The sequence below is a fragment of the Clostridium beijerinckii genome, from assembly GCF_008705175.1.
Classification (GTDB): domain Bacteria; phylum Bacillota; class Clostridia; order Clostridiales; family Clostridiaceae; genus Clostridium; species Clostridium beijerinckii.
Window position 1 is genome coordinate 5,643,741 of the sequence record NZ_CP043998.1, and the last position, 15,414, is coordinate 5,659,154.

Genomic DNA, 15,414 nt, shown 5'->3' on the forward strand with positions numbered 1-15,414 from the left:
GTTAACTATATCCATAAAAACGAATTTATTCTGTTATTCATTTCTATCAAAAGTTAATTCTTTAATATCTTCTAAGTTAGATAAATCCTTTCCATTGCTCTCTTCTAGAAACTTCATTAATTCTGTTCTGGTTATCTTTAGACTTCCAAGCTTTAATCCTCGTATCACATTATTCCTTAATAGATCATACACAGAATTTCTATTAACTTTTAATAACTCTGCTGCTTCAGACACAGTATATAAAACTGGCTCCATCCTTATCCCCCTATTCTCATCTCAATAATTCATCCCTCACAAATTTACTTCACATTACAAGTGCTATTTCACTCCCACTTAACAAAAAGATCGTATCTATAATTTTCTACTTAATATTAAGCGTTTCTATCAGTTTTCATATTGTTAAATTCATCAATAATAAATAGTTCTTCTATTGTTTTCCCAAAAAATTTCGAAATAAATTTAGCCTCTGTTACACTAAAATCAGATTTACCATTTATTTTGTAATTTAAAGCACTTCCAGTTATTTTAAGTTTTTCAGCTAATTCCTGTTGAGTAATTCTTTTTTCTACCATAAGGCCTTTTAATTTACTATACATACCTCATTCTCCTTTTTAATTATTTAATCTTAATTGGCTATCGATTAAATTTTCATTATGATAATTATTTTCCACCGATTATCATTTAGATAATTTAGTTACATTATAAATTAGCATTTAGATAATTTCAACATGTTTTACTTAATTTAATAAAATTTATTTTTTCTTTTAGTTAATTTGATGTTTATTAATTAGCAAATAGTTTATAATATAGGTTAGTGAATTGCATATAGTGTATAGGGGGGTGATAATATGAGTAAATTTCCTATTAGGCTTAAAGAACTTCGTGAAGAGAAAGGGTTATTAGGTAAAGACTTTGCTAAAATTATGAGCGTGGAACCTGCAACAGTAACTAATTGGGAAAAGGGAAATAGATTTCCTAAGGATGATGTATTAATTAAAATTGCTGACTATTTTGACTGCAGCACTGATTATCTTCTAGGCCGAACTGATGATAAACTTTCAAAAGTATACTCTGGGACATTGCATAATCAAACTATAGAAATTGAAATCGATAAAGGATTTCCTCATGAACTAACTGCTGAAGAGGTTCAAAACATAATTAAGCAGTTAGATGCCGTGGGTTTAGATGTGAACAAACTAATTGAAAACTCTAAAAAGAAATAAAGTACAAAGAAAAACTGTAGAAACTATCTATAGTTTTTTATTTGTTTTTTATACTATTTTTGAGTTTAATATATTAAATATTTATGCCTTCTCCTAAAAAACCAAAAAAATATTCCAAAATATTGAAATTAATTTTACATAATGTTATAATTTTCCTTAGAACAAGGGTTCGCTTTATGTTAGGGGGAGATTTTAATGTTGTGGAAATATATTTTGAAGATAAAACTCAATAATGAAATCGTTTATAAAAGGGATATAGGCGAAAATGAGAATTTCATACATAAGAATGATGAAGAGTTATCAAGTATAAATAATGCAAATTGCGAAACAATAGCTAACGTGGAGGTGTTAAAACATGGAAGGAAGCGTTAGAAAGAAAGGTAACAAATGGTACTATAGTTTTGAAGTAGGAAAGGAGAATGGAAAAAGAAAAAAGATTGAACGTGCAGGAGGATCTACAAAAAAAGAAGCACTAGAATCGCTAAGAAAGGCAATCATTGAATTTGAAAATGCAGGCAGTTATATAGATGAAAGTAATATTAGCGTTAGTGACTATTTTGACTATTGGTTTAAAGAGTATGTTTTGCTTAATTGTAAACCTAATACTCAAAAAGGTTATAAAAGATTAATTAATAATCATATAAAACCTCAAATAGGAATATATCAATTAAAAAAAATTACTCCTGCAAAACTACAAGAATTAATCAATCTAAAATATAGAAATGGTTTTAGTAAAAACTACTTAAGTAATTTATATGGAGTACTAAGTGGAGCTTTTAAAAGTGCAGTATATCCATATCAATTAATAAAAGAAAATCCTATGTTGTTTGTTAAAACACCTAAATATAATAAATTAAATAACAAGCAGGACGATCTAAAAATAATAACACTTGAGCAATTCAATACTATATTAAAAAGATTTCCTTATGGTAACAACATGCATATCCCTCTTCAAATAGGATTTCATACTGGAATGAGGGTTGGAGAGGTTATGTCTCTAACTTGGGATTGCATAGATCTTGAAGCTAAAACTATTAAAGTTGAAAAAGTATTATACTTGAATGAATTTAATAAATGGGTGTTCGGTACACCTAAAACCTATAGCAGTTATAGGACCATCAAAATCGGTGATACTTTAACTTCTCTTTTAAAAAGATTTCATATAGATCAAAAGACAAATAGGTTACGCTATGGCGAATATTACACTAAACATGATTATGATTTTGTTTGTTTAAAAGAAAATGGTGATCTATTAACTACAAACAGCATTAAATATTTAAGTAGAGTTGTAAATTATGAATTAAATATCCAATTTAAATTCCACTCATTAAGACATACTCATGCGACTATGCTATTAGAAGCTGGCGCAAATATAAAAGATATTCAGGAAAGACTTGGTCATAGCACCTCTTCAATTACAATGGATGTCTATTCTCATGTTACTAACAAAATGTCAAATAACAGCGTTAATATTTTTGAAAATATAATAAGCATGCAACTTCCGACCAACTAAATCTCCCGTCGGAAGAATGTCGGAAGTCGGAAGTCTTTGAGCTTATATTATTTTAAAGAATGGCTCTATCTCTTAGTTAGTAACGCGACAGTTTCCACATGTTTAGTATTTGGAAACATGTCTACAGGCTGTACTTCTATTGTTTTAAATCCCAACCCTTCTAAATGTTTTAAATCTCTTGCTAAAGTGCTAGGATCACATGATACATACACTACTCTTTTAGGCTTAGCTTCTCCTATCGCATTTAGCAAATTGATATCACATCCCTTTCTTGGGGGATCCACAACTATTATGTCAGGTTTGATTCCATTTTTTATTAACTCTGGAATCACTTCTTCAGATTTTCCCACATAAAATTTCGAGTTGTCTATTCCATTTATTTCTGCATTATCTACTGCATTATCTATCGCCTGTTTTACTATTTCAACTCCATAGACTTTTCTTGCATTCTGAGATAAGAATAATGTTATTGTACCAGCACCGCAATATGCATCAAAAACAATCTCGTTTCCGCTTAAATCTGCATATTCCAAAGCTTTATTATAAAGTACTTCTGTTTGAATAGGATTTATTTGAAAGAAAGATAATGGCGAAATATTAAATTTATATTTACCTATATAATCAGATATATAATCCTGCCCCCACAAAGTTATACACTTGTCACCGAGAACTAAACTATTATTTTTAGTATTTATATTCTGAATTATTCCCTTTAAATTTTTAACCTCTAACCTAATATCCTTTATCAGTTCTTCTTTCTTAGGAATTTCCTTATCGGTAGTAATCAAAATTACCATAACCTCATTAGTTTTAAAACCCTTTCTCACCATTACATTTCTAATTAGTCCTTCACTAAAAAACAAATTATCTTTCCTAGCAGGTAATATAGAATACTTTTTCATCCAATTTCTTATTATTTTTATGATTTTATCAGTTTCTTCATCTTGAATTAGACACTTATCCATATCAACTACTTCATGTGTTTTTTCACTAAAAAAGCCCATTGAAAGTTCATTGTCTGTCAATGCAATTGAATATATTCCTTTATTTCTATATCTGTAAGGAAATTTCATCCCTATAGTACTTTTAACTATATCCCCCGATAATCCACCAATTCTTTCTATGCAATCCTTAACTCTATTGTATTTAAATTTTAATTGTGAATCGTAATTAGAATGCATTAGAGTACAACCGCCGCATTTTTCATAATACCCACATTGAGGCACAATTCTTTCGTCACATTTCTCTACTATATCTATAAGCTTTCCATAAGAATAATTCTTTTTATTCTTGATTATTTCTGTCTTTACAGTTTCCCCTATTAAAGCTCCTGGTATAAATATTGGATATCCATCTATCTTTGCAACACCCTCACCTTCATATCCTAAGGAATCTATTTTTACAATATACTCTTTATTTCTCTCTAACACATGTACACATCCTTCATTGTTAGTATCATTTCTTAACTATAATTTTCAAATTAATATTTAAAAATACTTTCTACATTTTATCATATCTTATTCATTTATTTAAGATATTTATAAATTCTTATATACGATTAAGAACAAACCCTAAACTATTAAATTCTCATTTATAATGAATATTATATTTAGATTTAACATTTGAATAATTCCCCATAAAAATCAAATAATTTGCTCATGCTAGAATTTGTTTTGTCAGGTAATAAATAATTAATGATAATTATGATATCTCAATTTAATCAACCTCTTAGTGCCATTAAATCATATAATTTTCCTAAAATAAAAAAAGAGCACCTTGCGGTGCTAATACAGAATCAGTTGCCATTTAATTCCATAATCATTAAATTATTATTTCTCTTTTAGAGCAATAATATACATTATATATTAAATATCATATTTTTAAATGTTAATTTTTTGTTAACTTTATATATTCTTTAAAATTTGATTACATACTTATTATCTTGAGTGCACGTATATAGTATTTTATGTTTAACGATTATTTAAAACCTTCCATTTTAAAAAATCGCAGGCGACTGTGGTTAAGTTCCGCATTGTGCTTCGCACTCTTTTCATATGTGTAGATTTTTTTCACGCATCTGCCTTTTCGAACGCATGTGAGAAAAATCTGCACATCAGAAATAGCAGCTCTGCTGCATATAAGAACATTTTATGCAGGCGAATAAGATTTCTTTTTTTATTCTTTTTAAAATACCAAAACTATTTAATCAACCTTTTTTATGTTATCCACAGATTTTACTTGAATATAAATTCCTAAAGAATAAAAAAGGACTTTGGTAAGATTCCTACCAAAGTCCCTTTATATATATTAAAAAATTATGTTTCAAATATTATTTTACTTCGCTAATCTTTAAAAGATTTGTTGCACCAACTTGGTCTACAGGAACTCCAGCTGCTAATACAACTATATCTCCTGATTTAACAAATTCATTATTTTTAGCTATTTCAACTGATCTTTCTAACATTTCATCAGTAGATTCCATTTTATCAGCAACTACTGGATATACTCCCCATGAGAATGCTAATTGTCTAGCAACTATTGGATCTGGAGTAACAGCTATAATTGGGCATTCTGGTCTACATTGAGAAATTCTCTTAGCAGTTGCACCAGTTTGAGTTGAAGTAATTACTGCTGCTGCTTCTAATTCATTAGCTGCATTACTAGCTGCTCTTGAAATAACTCCTGCTATAGCTGGAATATGTGTTTTAGCTTGAGAAACTGCTACTTTATATTCTAAAGATTTTTCAGTTTCTTCAGCAATCTTAGCCATTGTAGCTACAGCTTCTACTGGATAATCTCCATTAGCACTTTCTCCTGATAACATGATTGCATCAGTACCATCTAAGATAGCATTAGCAACGTCTGAAACTTCTGCTCTTGTTGGTCTTGGATTTCTCATCATAGAATCTAACATTTGAGTTGCAGTTACAACTGGTTTACCAGCTGCTTTACATTTTTTGATGATCATCTTTTGAACTGCTGGAACTTGTTCTATTGGAATTTCAACACCAAGATCTCCTCTAGCTACCATTATAAGGTCTGAAGCTTCTAAGATTTCATCTAAGTTATCAACACCTTCTTGGTTTTCTATCTTTGAACAGATAAGGATTCTTTCTCCACCATTTGCATCAAGTATTTCTCTGATAGTCTTTACATCAGATGCTTTTCTTATGAATGAAGCAGCTATCATAGTAACTCCAACTTCACAACCGAAGATTAAATCTGATTTATCTTTTTCAGTAAGAGCTGGTAATTGGATTGATACTCCTGGTACGTTAACTCCTTTATGAGTTCCAACGAATCCAGTGTTTTGAACTTCACACTTAATAGCGTTACCTTCAACAGATTTAACAGTTAATCCTACTAAACCATCATCTATTAAAATTGTATTTCCTGGTTTAACATCATTTGCTAGTCCTGCATATGTAACTGAACATTTAGTAGTATCACCAACTACATCCATATCTCCAGCATATACTGTAAATTCAGAACCCTTAGCTAATTCAACTTTCTTTGGTTCAAATTTACCAGTTCTTATTTCTGGTCCTTTTGTATCAAGAATTATTGCAATTTCTCTATTTAACTTCTTTGATAGTTCTTTAACTTTCTTAATTCTTCCACCGTGTTCTTCATGGTCTCCATGTGAAAAGTTATGTCTTGAAGCATTCATTCCTGAAAGAACAACCTTCTCTAATATTTCCATATCTTCACTTGCAGGGCCAATAGTACAAATCATTTTAGTTTTTCTCATTAAACTAACACTCCTCTTTCTTCGATTAGGCACATAAAATAAAATAATGTTACAAATATGCAAAATAAGCAAGCATGTTGATTCATTATTTTTTGATTGTACCTTATTTATAAAATTTATATAAATAAACTATAAGCTAAATTATTATGATAATACTTGAGCAATATCATAAAGTTCTTTATCAAATTTGCTTTCCATATCAAGAGCTTCATCTATATCTTGGTCTATTATTTTATTATCTCTAATTCCTATTACTCTTGAAGTTCCACCTTTTAATAATACTTCTATAGCCTTTGCTCCCATTCTTGAAGCTAAAACTCTATCTGTAGCAGTAGGACTTCCTCCTCTTTGAATATGACCTAAGATTGTTGCTCTTGTTTCAATTCCAGTTACTTCTTCAACGTACTTTGCAAGTTCAAATGCTCCTCCAATTCCTTCTGCAAGCATTATTAGATTATGCATTTTTCCTTTATTTTTACCTTCTAAGATAGTTCTACAAAGTGCATCTTTATCAAATTCCATTTCAGGAATTATAATTGCTTCTGCGCCTCCGCAGATACCTGCATATAAAGATAAATCTCCGCAGTCTCTACCCATAACTTCTACAATTGAAACTCTTTCATGTGAAGTTGAAGTATCTCTAATTTTATTTATAGCATCTACAACGGTATTTAAGGCTGTATCAAACCCTAAAGTGAAGTCTGTGTAAGCTAAATCATTATCAATTGTTCCTGGTAAACCTATTGTTTTAATTCCAAGCTTTGATAATAATTTTGCACCCATAAATGAACCGTCTCCACCTATAACTACTAGAGCTTCAACACCATAAGCTTGTAATATTTTTGCAGCCTTTTTTCTTACTTCTTCATTCTTGAATTCAGGACATCTAGCAGTTCTTAAAATTGTTCCACCTCTTTGGATTATATCAGATACTGAATTTCTATCCATGCTGAATAATTCTCCATTAATAAGTCCACTATAACCTCTTTGTACTCCCATAACTTCAATTCCGTTATGAAGCGCAGTTCTTACTACTGCTCTAATTGCAGCATTCATGCCTGGTGCATCTCCACCACTTGTTAACACAGCTATCTTTTTCATAATATATATTTCCTCCTTAAAATACCGCAAAGGGACCTTAAATGACCCTTGTGTACATAATATAACCATAATTTATTAATCAAGAATTATTGTACATAAATTTGAACCAATTATCAATGATATTTAACCATTTTCTGATATTATTCTAAAATAAATGTCTAAATTTTATGAAAAATTTCACAATACAAATAATTTGAAAATTATTTTACTGAATTTATGACTATACACCGCTAAATATCATATTTTTTCATATAAGCTATCTTCATTTATAACAAGGATAGTAACTGCATTTTTATAATAGTTTTAGTGTTATAAAACAATGAACGTAATTTGTCTTCTCTATTATAACCAATAATCGATAAATTTATATAAAATAATATAATTTTTGTGATATTAATTTTTGTAATATTTTTCATTTGTATATTTACTAAATTTTTAATCACATCTCGTTTCTAATTATGAATCTAATACTTTAACATTCTCATCTCCTAAAGTTTGTCTCAATAAATTCATAACATCACTATCTAGGGAAATCCATCTATCTCTTGGCACCCTAAACTTTTGTTTTCCTTTGCTCTCAAATATATAAATAGGCGTATCTCCAATATATTCCTTTATCAATAATTCTTTTAATTTTTTACTTAAGACAGTAGCTGCCACCTTATCATCGACTCTTAAATATACTTTTGAAGTATTGACCTTCTCTAAAGGTTCTATACTTTCACAAATAAGTTTTGGTGGTTCATCTTCTTTCAAACTTAATCTTCCTTTAACTATTACCAAACTATCTGTTACGCATAATTCTTTTACTTTCTCCAAAGTTTTAGGGAACACTATTACTTCAATCGTTCCAGTTAAGTCTTCAAGTTTTAGGAATGCCATTATAGAATTATTTCTTGTTACCTTCTGATTAACACTAGCAAGTATTCCTCCAAGGATTACTCTATCATTATCTTGTAAGGCATCCTGCCTGTTAAACATATTAATTTCACCCATATCGCTCTCTAGAGAATCATCTAAGGTTTCCTGTACTAAAAATATTTTAGAAATCTCATTTGTTGTCTGCATTTTCAGACTTTGAGCATAGTCATCTAGGGGATGCCCAGTAATATAAAGTCCCGTCATCTCCTTTTCCATAGCTAATAAATTACGCTTAGTAAATTCCTTAATATTAGGATAGTTTACTTCTGGATTCTTTAATTCTTCACTTGCAAATAAGCTTATTTGCCCATCAATATTTCTTCTCTTATCACTAGATATATTATCAATTAATTTTTCATGAACAGCTAACATCTTAGATCTAAAAACATCAAAATCATCTAGAGCCCCAGCCTTTATTAAACATTCAACTGCACGCTTATTTATTGATGATGGATCCATTTTATTTATAAAATCAACTAACGATTCAAATTTACCCTTTTCTTCTCTTGCTTTCACTATGCTTGCTACAACATTAGTTCCAACATTCTTTATAGCCGCTAATCCAAATCTAATCTTGTTCTCTTTAACAGTGAATTTTGAAAAACTTTCGTTTATATTAGGTGGTAAAACTTGTATTCCAAGTTCTTCTGCTATGCCGATATAGTATGCTACCTTTTCACTGATTCCCATGATTGAATTAAGCATTGCTGCAATCATCTCTACTGGATAGTACTTCATAAGATATGCTGTTTGATATCCAACAACTGCATATGCCGCTGCATGGGATTTATTAAATGCATACGAAGCAAAGTCCATCATAGAATCGAAAATTTTATTAGCTATTTCCTCTGAAATTCCATTTCTCACGCATCCTGGTACTATTACTTCATCATTTTCAACAATACCATGAATGAAATTTTTTCTTTCTTCCTCCATGACTTTATGTTTTTTCTTTGACATAGCTCTTCTAACCATATCACTACGTCCCATGGAGTATCCAGCTAAATCTCTAACAGCCTGCATTACTTGTTCCTGATATACTAAACATCCATACGTAACACCTAATATAGGCTCTAATTCTTTAGTTAAATACGTAACTTTTTCTGAATTTTTCTTTCCTTCTATGTATCTAGGAATTTCAGCCATAGGCCCTGGCCTATAGAGCGATATTCCCGCAATAATATCTTCCAATGAATCAGGTTTTAATTCCTTCATGAATGAAGTCATTCCTGGCGATTCAAGCTGGAACACTCCAGCAGTCTTACCTTCCCCTATCATTTTATATACTTCTTTGTCTTCAAAATCTATTTTATCTAAATCAATATCTATCTTTCTATTTTCTCTAATCATATTAATAGCATCATTCATAACCGTTAACGTTCTAAGTCCTAAGAAATCCATCTTAAGTAGCCCAAGCTCTTCTAATGTTGTCATCCCAAATTGGGTTACTATCATTTCTTCATTCTTCTGTAATGGAACATATTCAACTAATGGCTTTGATGCTATAACAACACCAGCAGCATGAGTAGAAGAATGCCTTGGAAGTCCCTCTAAATCCTTTGAAACATCTATTAACGCCTTTACTCTTTCATCTGTATCATAGGCTAATTTAAGCTCTGGATTTAAGTCTAACGCCTTCTCTATAGTTATTCCAAGCATTGTTGGTATCATCTTAGCTATTCTATCAACCTCTGCATAACTATAATTCATAGCTCTTCCAACATCTCGTATACATAGTCTAGCTGCCATTGTACCAAACGTTATTATCTGCGAAACATTACTTGCTCCGTACTTCTCAACTACATAATCAATGACTTCTTGTCTTCTTTCATAACAAAAATCACTATCTATATCTGGCATGGATACTCTCTCTGGATTTAAGAAACGTTCAAAGATTAAACTATACTTAATCGGATCTATTTTTGTAATTCCTAACGTATATGCAACTATTGAACCTGCTGCGGATCCTCTACCTGGCCCTGTAGGTATTCCACTTTCATAGGAAAATCTAACAAAATCCCATACAATTAAAAAGTAGTCAATATATCCCATTTGCTTTATTACTTGAAGCTCATATTCTAATCTATCAACATATTCTTTAGCTTCTTCATAATTTGCTACTACTTCTTCAATTTTACTATAGTCCAAACTCTGATTTCTAAGATTTTCAAATACACTATATCTATCTATCAGACCTTTATAGCAAGTATCTCTAAGATATTCATAAGGATCTTGACCTTCTTCTAGCGGAAATTTTGGAAGCTTAGATTCGTGAAACTTATATTCATAGCTACACTCATTGGCTATCTTAATGGTATTCTCCAAAGCCTCAGGAATATAGGAAAACATATCCCACATTTCATCTGCTGATTTTAAATAAAACTGATCTGAAGGATATCTTCTTCTATGAGGATCATCAATGGTTTTAGCTGTTTGTATACACATTAGTACGTCATGTGATCTAGAATCTTCCTTGCTTATGTAGTGAACATCATTAGTAGCAACTAGTGGTATACCAGTTTCATTAGATAACTTTATATTTTCTTCATTTACTCTCTTTTGTTCTTCCATTCCATGATTTTGTAACTCAATATAAAAGTCACCATTAAAAATTTCTTTGTATGTTAAGGCTGTCTCTTTTGCTTTTTCATAATTGCCTTTAAGATGGTAAGATTGTACTTCACCACCTAAACATGCACTCAAAGCAATTAATCCTTCACTATGTTTTCTTAAATATTCATAATCTATTCTGGGCTTATAATAAAATCCTTCAATAGATGCAACTGATACTATTTTCATTAGATTTTCATATCCAATTTGATTCTTTACTAATAAAACCAAATGATAAGTTGAATTCTCTTTGTCTGGCTGCTTTATATGTCTAGACTTTGGTACGACATAAACTTCACATCCTAAAATAGGTTTTATATCATTTTCTTTTGCTGCCTTATAGAAATCTACAAGCCCATATAAAACTCCATGATCAGTAATAGCAATACTCTTCATGCCTAATTCTTTTGCCTTCTTCATGAGCTTTCCTATTTTTCCTGATCCATCAAGTAAACTATATTCTGTATGCAAATGTAAATGACAAAATTGTTTTTCTTCCATTATCCTCACCTCCTCTTTAAATTAACAGTTAATTTATAGTTTAAAATTTACAGTTTCTTTAGAATTTTTCTAACTAAACTATAAATCTTAAACCATATGTTATTTAGAAATCTAAAGTTTTACTGCCTTCCATATATGGCCCTATAACCTTTTTAACTTTTTCAACATGAAATTCGTTCACGTCATAAGATAAATAATCTTCCTTGTTATCAAATCTTGTTATAATTCCAACATCATAACTTCTATCACTTTTTATTACATCTACCCCTACTTCTAGCTGCTTTAATTCCTTGATCATTCCATTCATAGATAATAAAGTCTTTTCTACAAATTTCAAATTTTCTGTTGTTGGCTCTTTCAATTTAAATAATACAATATGTGTAAACATAATATCCTCTCCCTTTAATTTTATTATTTGCTTGTTCGTAATTCCTCTGCTATCTTTTCTATCTTTCTTAATCTATGATTTATTCCCGATTTTCCTACTGGAGGATCTAGCATTTCTCCTAATTCCTTCAGAGATTCATCTGGATAATTCAATCTAAGCTCTGCAATTTCTCTTAAATTATCTGGCAATCTTTGCAGCCCAATCTGTGATTGGATAAGTTTTATGCTTTCAACCTGCCTTACAGCTGCATTTACAGTTTTAGAAAGATTCGCTGTCTCACAATTCACAAGTCTATTTACATTATTTCTCATTTCCTTCATTATTCTTATATTTTCAATCTCTAAAAGCGATGAATGAGCTCCTATTACATTAAGCAAATCTACTATTTGTTCTCCTTCTTTGATATATACTATGAAACTATTTTTTCTCTGTATAACCTTGGAATTTAAACTGAAAGTATTGATTAAATTCGATAAATCTTTTGCATATTCTTCACTATGAGTTACAAATTCTAGATGATAAGTTTTTTCTGGATTACTTATGCTTCCTCCGCCGATAAATGCGCCTCTTATATATGCTCTTTTTATATCTTCATCTTTAAAAATATACTCCTCTATTCTATAATCTAAGCTCATTATTCCATCAATTTCTTTGAGTATTCCTGTATCGCTTAATAGTCCCCTAACACCCATTTCTTCAGAAATTACTACCATATAGATATTATTCTTCTTTAAGGAGTTACTCTTTTTCACCATTAACTTTGAATGTATATTAAAGTGATCCTTTAAAAGTGTAAAAATCAATCTAGCACTAGCTGGGTTTTCTGTGGTCATTTTAAAACTAAGTCCACTTCCACTAAAAGCTAATGTACCACTAACCTTCATAATAGCCGATATTTCTGCTAACGCCTCTTCTTTCGAAATATCTATATATCTGCATATCTCTCCTTTAACTTTAGATGAAAATGACATTCTGTTTCCTTCCTTATCTATAAATTTTCTTATAGTTTATAATTAATCAATTACTTTTCCTTTTTCTTCTCTGACTCTTTCCTTAATACGTTGCGATAAATACATATATTCAATTATCTTTTTCTTATCATATAAAAGTTTCTTTTCCATTATTGTATCTACTAATATTTCTGCCAACTTATCTGAATCGTGCTTTATCAATCCATTTTTTACTTTCACTAAATCGTCTCCAACTATTTTTACACCTAGACTATTAATGTCTTCTCTATCTAATTTAACAAGCTCCGCATCATCTTTTTGGTATTTTTCTTTTAATTCCTCTGTTATTTCTCCTGTATTAGCAATTACATAATCAACAATATCTTTTCCACCATATTTGAATAAAACCTTTAAGTGGTCTGACACTTTAAAACCTGTAGTCTCTCCAGGTTGAGTCATTATATTTGAAATGTATATTTTGATAGCACTACTCTTCCTAACTTCTTTTGCAATATCTTTAACAAGCAAATTAGAAGTTATACTTGTATATAAGCTACCTGGCCCCATTACTATAGCATCTGCTTCCTTTATAGCCTCTAATGCCTCTGGAAGAGCTTTTGCATTCTCAGGAACTATTTTTAGTTCTTCTATTCTAGATTTTTGTTCAATAGCTTCTTCTGGAATTTGCGATTCACCTTTTACTATATTACCATTTTGTAGTTTTGCAACCAATTGCATATTATCCAAAGTAACAGGTATAACTTTACCTGTTACAGCTAATACGGAACTCATTTTCTGAACTGCTTCCTCAAAATTGTCAGATATTCCAGCCATAGCTGCCAAGAATAAATTTCCAAAGCTTTGATTCTTTAACCTTCCATCAGCAAATCTATACTGAAGTAAATCCTCCATTATTGGCTCCGTATCAGCTAATGCCAAAATACAGTTTCTTATGTCTCCAGGAGGCAACATTCCTAAATCTTCTCTTAAATCTCCAGATCCGCCCCCATCATCTCCAACCGTAACTATTGCAGTTATATTTGATGTATAGTACTTCAACCCTCGAAGCATTGTAGATAAACCAGTTCCTCCACCAATTACAACTATCTTAGGACCCTTTACTAATAATCTTTTTTCATATATTAGACTTTCAATTTTTCTGCTATCTAGAGAAACTTTGATATAGCCTCTATTTACTAAAGCAATTATTGATTTCATCGTTTCAGTAATTGATATATATAAAACAAATATTCCTGTAATATTTAAAAACACATAAAAAACCTGGTAATATAAATTGTAAACCCTATGGTTAACTAGTTCTGTAAATCCAAATGATATTAATAATATTCCGAAAATACCAAACGCTAGCCATCGTTTCACTTTAATTCCAGCCTTAAGCCAATCTTTTATCCTCATAGCTTCTTTTCTCCTTTATGAAGATCTTCAGCTACATCTCTATGCTCTATTTTAGAATTATAGTTTTCTTTATTTAATCTTTCATAAACTTCATTTGCTATTGCGACTGAACGATGTCTTCCGCCTGTACATCCTATAGATATAATTAATTGACTCTTTCCTTCTTTTATATAATTAGGTATTAAATATTTTAACATATCTACTAACTTTTCTATAAAATTCACAGTCTCCTCTTGTTTTAAGACATAATCTTTAACTGGTTCATCATTACCAGAATACTGCTTTAATTCAGGTATATAAAATGGATTTGGTATAAATCTAACATCAAAAACCAAATCTGAATCCACTGGTATTCCATATTTAAACCCAAAGCTTAATACAGTAATTGATAATTGCTTTTCAGGATAAGTATGATCTCCATAATTCTTGTTTATTTTTTCTCTTAAATGCCTTATTTCGTATTTAGATGTATCAATGATAATATCAGCTATATTTTTAACTTCTCTTAATTTCTCTCTCTCCTGAGTAATCCCAGTCAAAACTCTTCCATCTGGAGATAATGGATGGCTTCTCCTTGTCTCCTTAAATCTCTTAATAAGCACTTCATCAGTTGCTTCTAGAAATAATATCTCGTATTTAAATTCATTTTTCTTTAAGTAATTTAGGGCTTCAAAAAAATCTTCAAAGAAAATTCCGCCTCTAATATCTATAACTAATGCTACTTTTTCAATATTTCCGCCACTTTGCGTGCATACTTCTGCAAACTTAGAGATTAACTTTGGTGGAAGGTTATCAACACAAAAATATCCTAAATCCTCCAATGTTCTTGTTGCTTGTGTCTTTCCTGCTCCTGATAATCCTGTAACAATAACAAATCTCATACTACACACTCCCTTTTGCCAAAGACGTCTTCTAGGCACAACTATTACTTCTAATTTACCTTAACATCAAAATTATATCACACTATTATAATTAAATCATAAAAAACCCAAAAGTCTCTAAACTCTTGAGTTTTATATAATTTAGTGTTTATTTACAGA

General features: G+C 30.3%; 13 protein-coding genes. 3 read left to right on the plus strand and 10 right to left on the minus strand.

Translation table 11 applies throughout. From position 1 onward, the window contains the following. Positions 1-33: 33 nt before the first annotated feature. Positions 34-255, minus strand: a complete 222-nt coding sequence (locus F3K33_RS24865) for a helix-turn-helix domain-containing protein (RefSeq protein WP_008423918.1) — start codon at positions 253-255, stop codon at positions 34-36. Between the two features lie 116 nt (positions 256-371). After that, complete coding sequence (locus F3K33_RS24870) at positions 372-596, minus strand: helix-turn-helix transcriptional regulator (RefSeq protein ID WP_039773062.1); 225 nt, start codon at positions 594-596, stop codon at positions 372-374. A gap of 252 nt (positions 597-848) precedes the next feature. Here F3K33_RS24870 and F3K33_RS24875 point away from each other — a divergent pair, with 252 nt between their 5' ends. From F3K33_RS24875 to F3K33_RS24880, 3 genes are all read left to right on the plus strand, one after another. Next, entirely contained in the window at positions 849-1,223 is a 375-nt protein-coding gene (locus F3K33_RS24875) for a helix-turn-helix domain-containing protein (RefSeq protein ID WP_039773064.1), read from the plus strand. Between the two features lie 195 nt (positions 1,224-1,418). Further along, positions 1,419-1,595 (plus strand): hypothetical protein, encoded by a 177-nt coding sequence (locus tag F3K33_RS26575; protein ID WP_023975313.1) that lies wholly within the window; start codon positions 1,419-1,421, stop codon positions 1,593-1,595. Next, complete coding sequence (locus tag F3K33_RS24880; RefSeq protein ID WP_039773065.1) at positions 1,579-2,736, plus strand: tyrosine-type recombinase/integrase; 1,158 nt, start codon at positions 1,579-1,581, stop codon at positions 2,734-2,736. Before F3K33_RS26575 ends, F3K33_RS24880 begins: the two co-directional genes overlap by 17 nt. Positions 2,737-2,801: 65 nt before the next feature. Here the strand turns inward: F3K33_RS24880 and rlmD are convergent, their stop codons facing one another. The 8 genes from rlmD to rapZ form a co-directional block, all read right to left on the minus strand. After that, entirely contained in the window at positions 2,802-4,166 is a 1,365-nt protein-coding gene (gene rlmD, locus F3K33_RS24885; protein ID WP_039773066.1) for a 23S rRNA (uracil(1939)-C(5))-methyltransferase RlmD, read from the minus strand. Between the two features lie 899 nt (positions 4,167-5,065). Further along, positions 5,066-6,487 (minus strand): pyruvate kinase, encoded by a 1,422-nt coding sequence (gene pyk, locus F3K33_RS24890; RefSeq protein WP_017212224.1) that lies wholly within the window; start codon positions 6,485-6,487, stop codon positions 5,066-5,068. 144 nt (positions 6,488-6,631) lie between these two features. Continuing rightward, entirely contained in the window at positions 6,632-7,588 is a 957-nt protein-coding gene (pfkA, locus tag F3K33_RS24895; protein ID WP_012061003.1) for a 6-phosphofructokinase, read from the minus strand. Between the two features lie 456 nt (positions 7,589-8,044). Then, complete coding sequence (locus tag F3K33_RS24900; protein ID WP_039773067.1) at positions 8,045-11,620, minus strand: DNA polymerase III subunit alpha; 3,576 nt, start codon at positions 11,618-11,620, stop codon at positions 8,045-8,047. Between the two features lie 103 nt (positions 11,621-11,723). Then, on the minus strand, positions 11,724-12,008 hold the full coding sequence (locus F3K33_RS24905) for a Dabb family protein (RefSeq protein WP_012061005.1): 285 nt from the start codon (positions 12,006-12,008) through the stop codon (positions 11,724-11,726). A gap of 23 nt (positions 12,009-12,031) precedes the next feature. Next, the gene (gene whiA / locus F3K33_RS24910; protein ID WP_017212227.1) at positions 12,032-12,979 is read right to left on the minus strand and encodes a DNA-binding protein WhiA; all 948 of its coding nucleotides are present in this window, start codon (positions 12,977-12,979) and stop codon (positions 12,032-12,034) included. A 42-nt stretch (positions 12,980-13,021) separates the two neighbouring features. Continuing rightward, a complete protein-coding gene (locus F3K33_RS24915; RefSeq protein WP_012061007.1) occupies positions 13,022-14,374 on the minus strand; it encodes a gluconeogenesis morphogenetic factor MgfK in 1,353 nt (450 codons plus the stop codon). Next, positions 14,371-15,255 carry an RNase adapter RapZ gene (gene rapZ / locus F3K33_RS24920; protein WP_017212228.1) on the minus strand — a complete coding sequence of 295 codons (885 nt, stop codon included), beginning with the start codon at positions 15,253-15,255 and terminating at the stop codon, positions 14,371-14,373. The genes F3K33_RS24915 and rapZ overlap by 4 nt, the downstream gene beginning before the upstream one ends. Positions 15,256-15,414 lie beyond the last annotated feature (159 nt).

What these genes read in the sequence shown, in the direction of transcription:
- F3K33_RS24865 (WP_008423918.1), bottom strand. Translation starts at nt 255, where the DNA reads ATGGAGCCAGTTTTATATACTGTGTCTGAAGCAGCAGAGTTATTAAAA.
- F3K33_RS24870 (WP_039773062.1), bottom strand. Translation starts at nt 596, where the DNA reads ATGTATAGTAAATTAAAAGGCCTTATGGTAGAAAAAAGAATTACTCAA.
- F3K33_RS24875 (WP_039773064.1), top strand. Translation starts at nt 849, where the DNA reads ATGAGTAAATTTCCTATTAGGCTTAAAGAACTTCGTGAAGAGAAAGGG.
- F3K33_RS26575 (WP_023975313.1), top strand. Translation starts at nt 1,419, where the DNA reads ATGTTGTGGAAATATATTTTGAAGATAAAACTCAATAATGAAATCGTT.
- F3K33_RS24880 (WP_039773065.1), top strand. Translation starts at nt 1,579, where the DNA reads ATGGAAGGAAGCGTTAGAAAGAAAGGTAACAAATGGTACTATAGTTTT.
- pyk (WP_017212224.1), bottom strand. Translation starts at nt 6,487, where the DNA reads ATGAGAAAAACTAAAATGATTTGTACTATTGGCCCTGCAAGTGAAGAT.
- pfkA (WP_012061003.1), bottom strand. Translation starts at nt 7,588, where the DNA reads ATGAAAAAGATAGCTGTGTTAACAAGTGGTGGAGATGCACCAGGCATG.
- F3K33_RS24900 (WP_039773067.1), bottom strand. Translation starts at nt 11,620, where the DNA reads ATGGAAGAAAAACAATTTTGTCATTTACATTTGCATACAGAATATAGT.
- F3K33_RS24905 (WP_012061005.1), bottom strand. Translation starts at nt 12,008, where the DNA reads ATGTTTACACATATTGTATTATTTAAATTGAAAGAGCCAACAACAGAA.
- whiA (WP_017212227.1), bottom strand. Translation starts at nt 12,979, where the DNA reads ATGTCATTTTCATCTAAAGTTAAAGGAGAGATATGCAGATATATAGAT.
- F3K33_RS24915 (WP_012061007.1), bottom strand. Translation starts at nt 14,374, where the DNA reads ATGAGGATAAAAGATTGGCTTAAGGCTGGAATTAAAGTGAAACGATGG.
- rapZ (WP_017212228.1), bottom strand. Translation starts at nt 15,255, where the DNA reads ATGAGATTTGTTATTGTTACAGGATTATCAGGAGCAGGAAAGACACAA.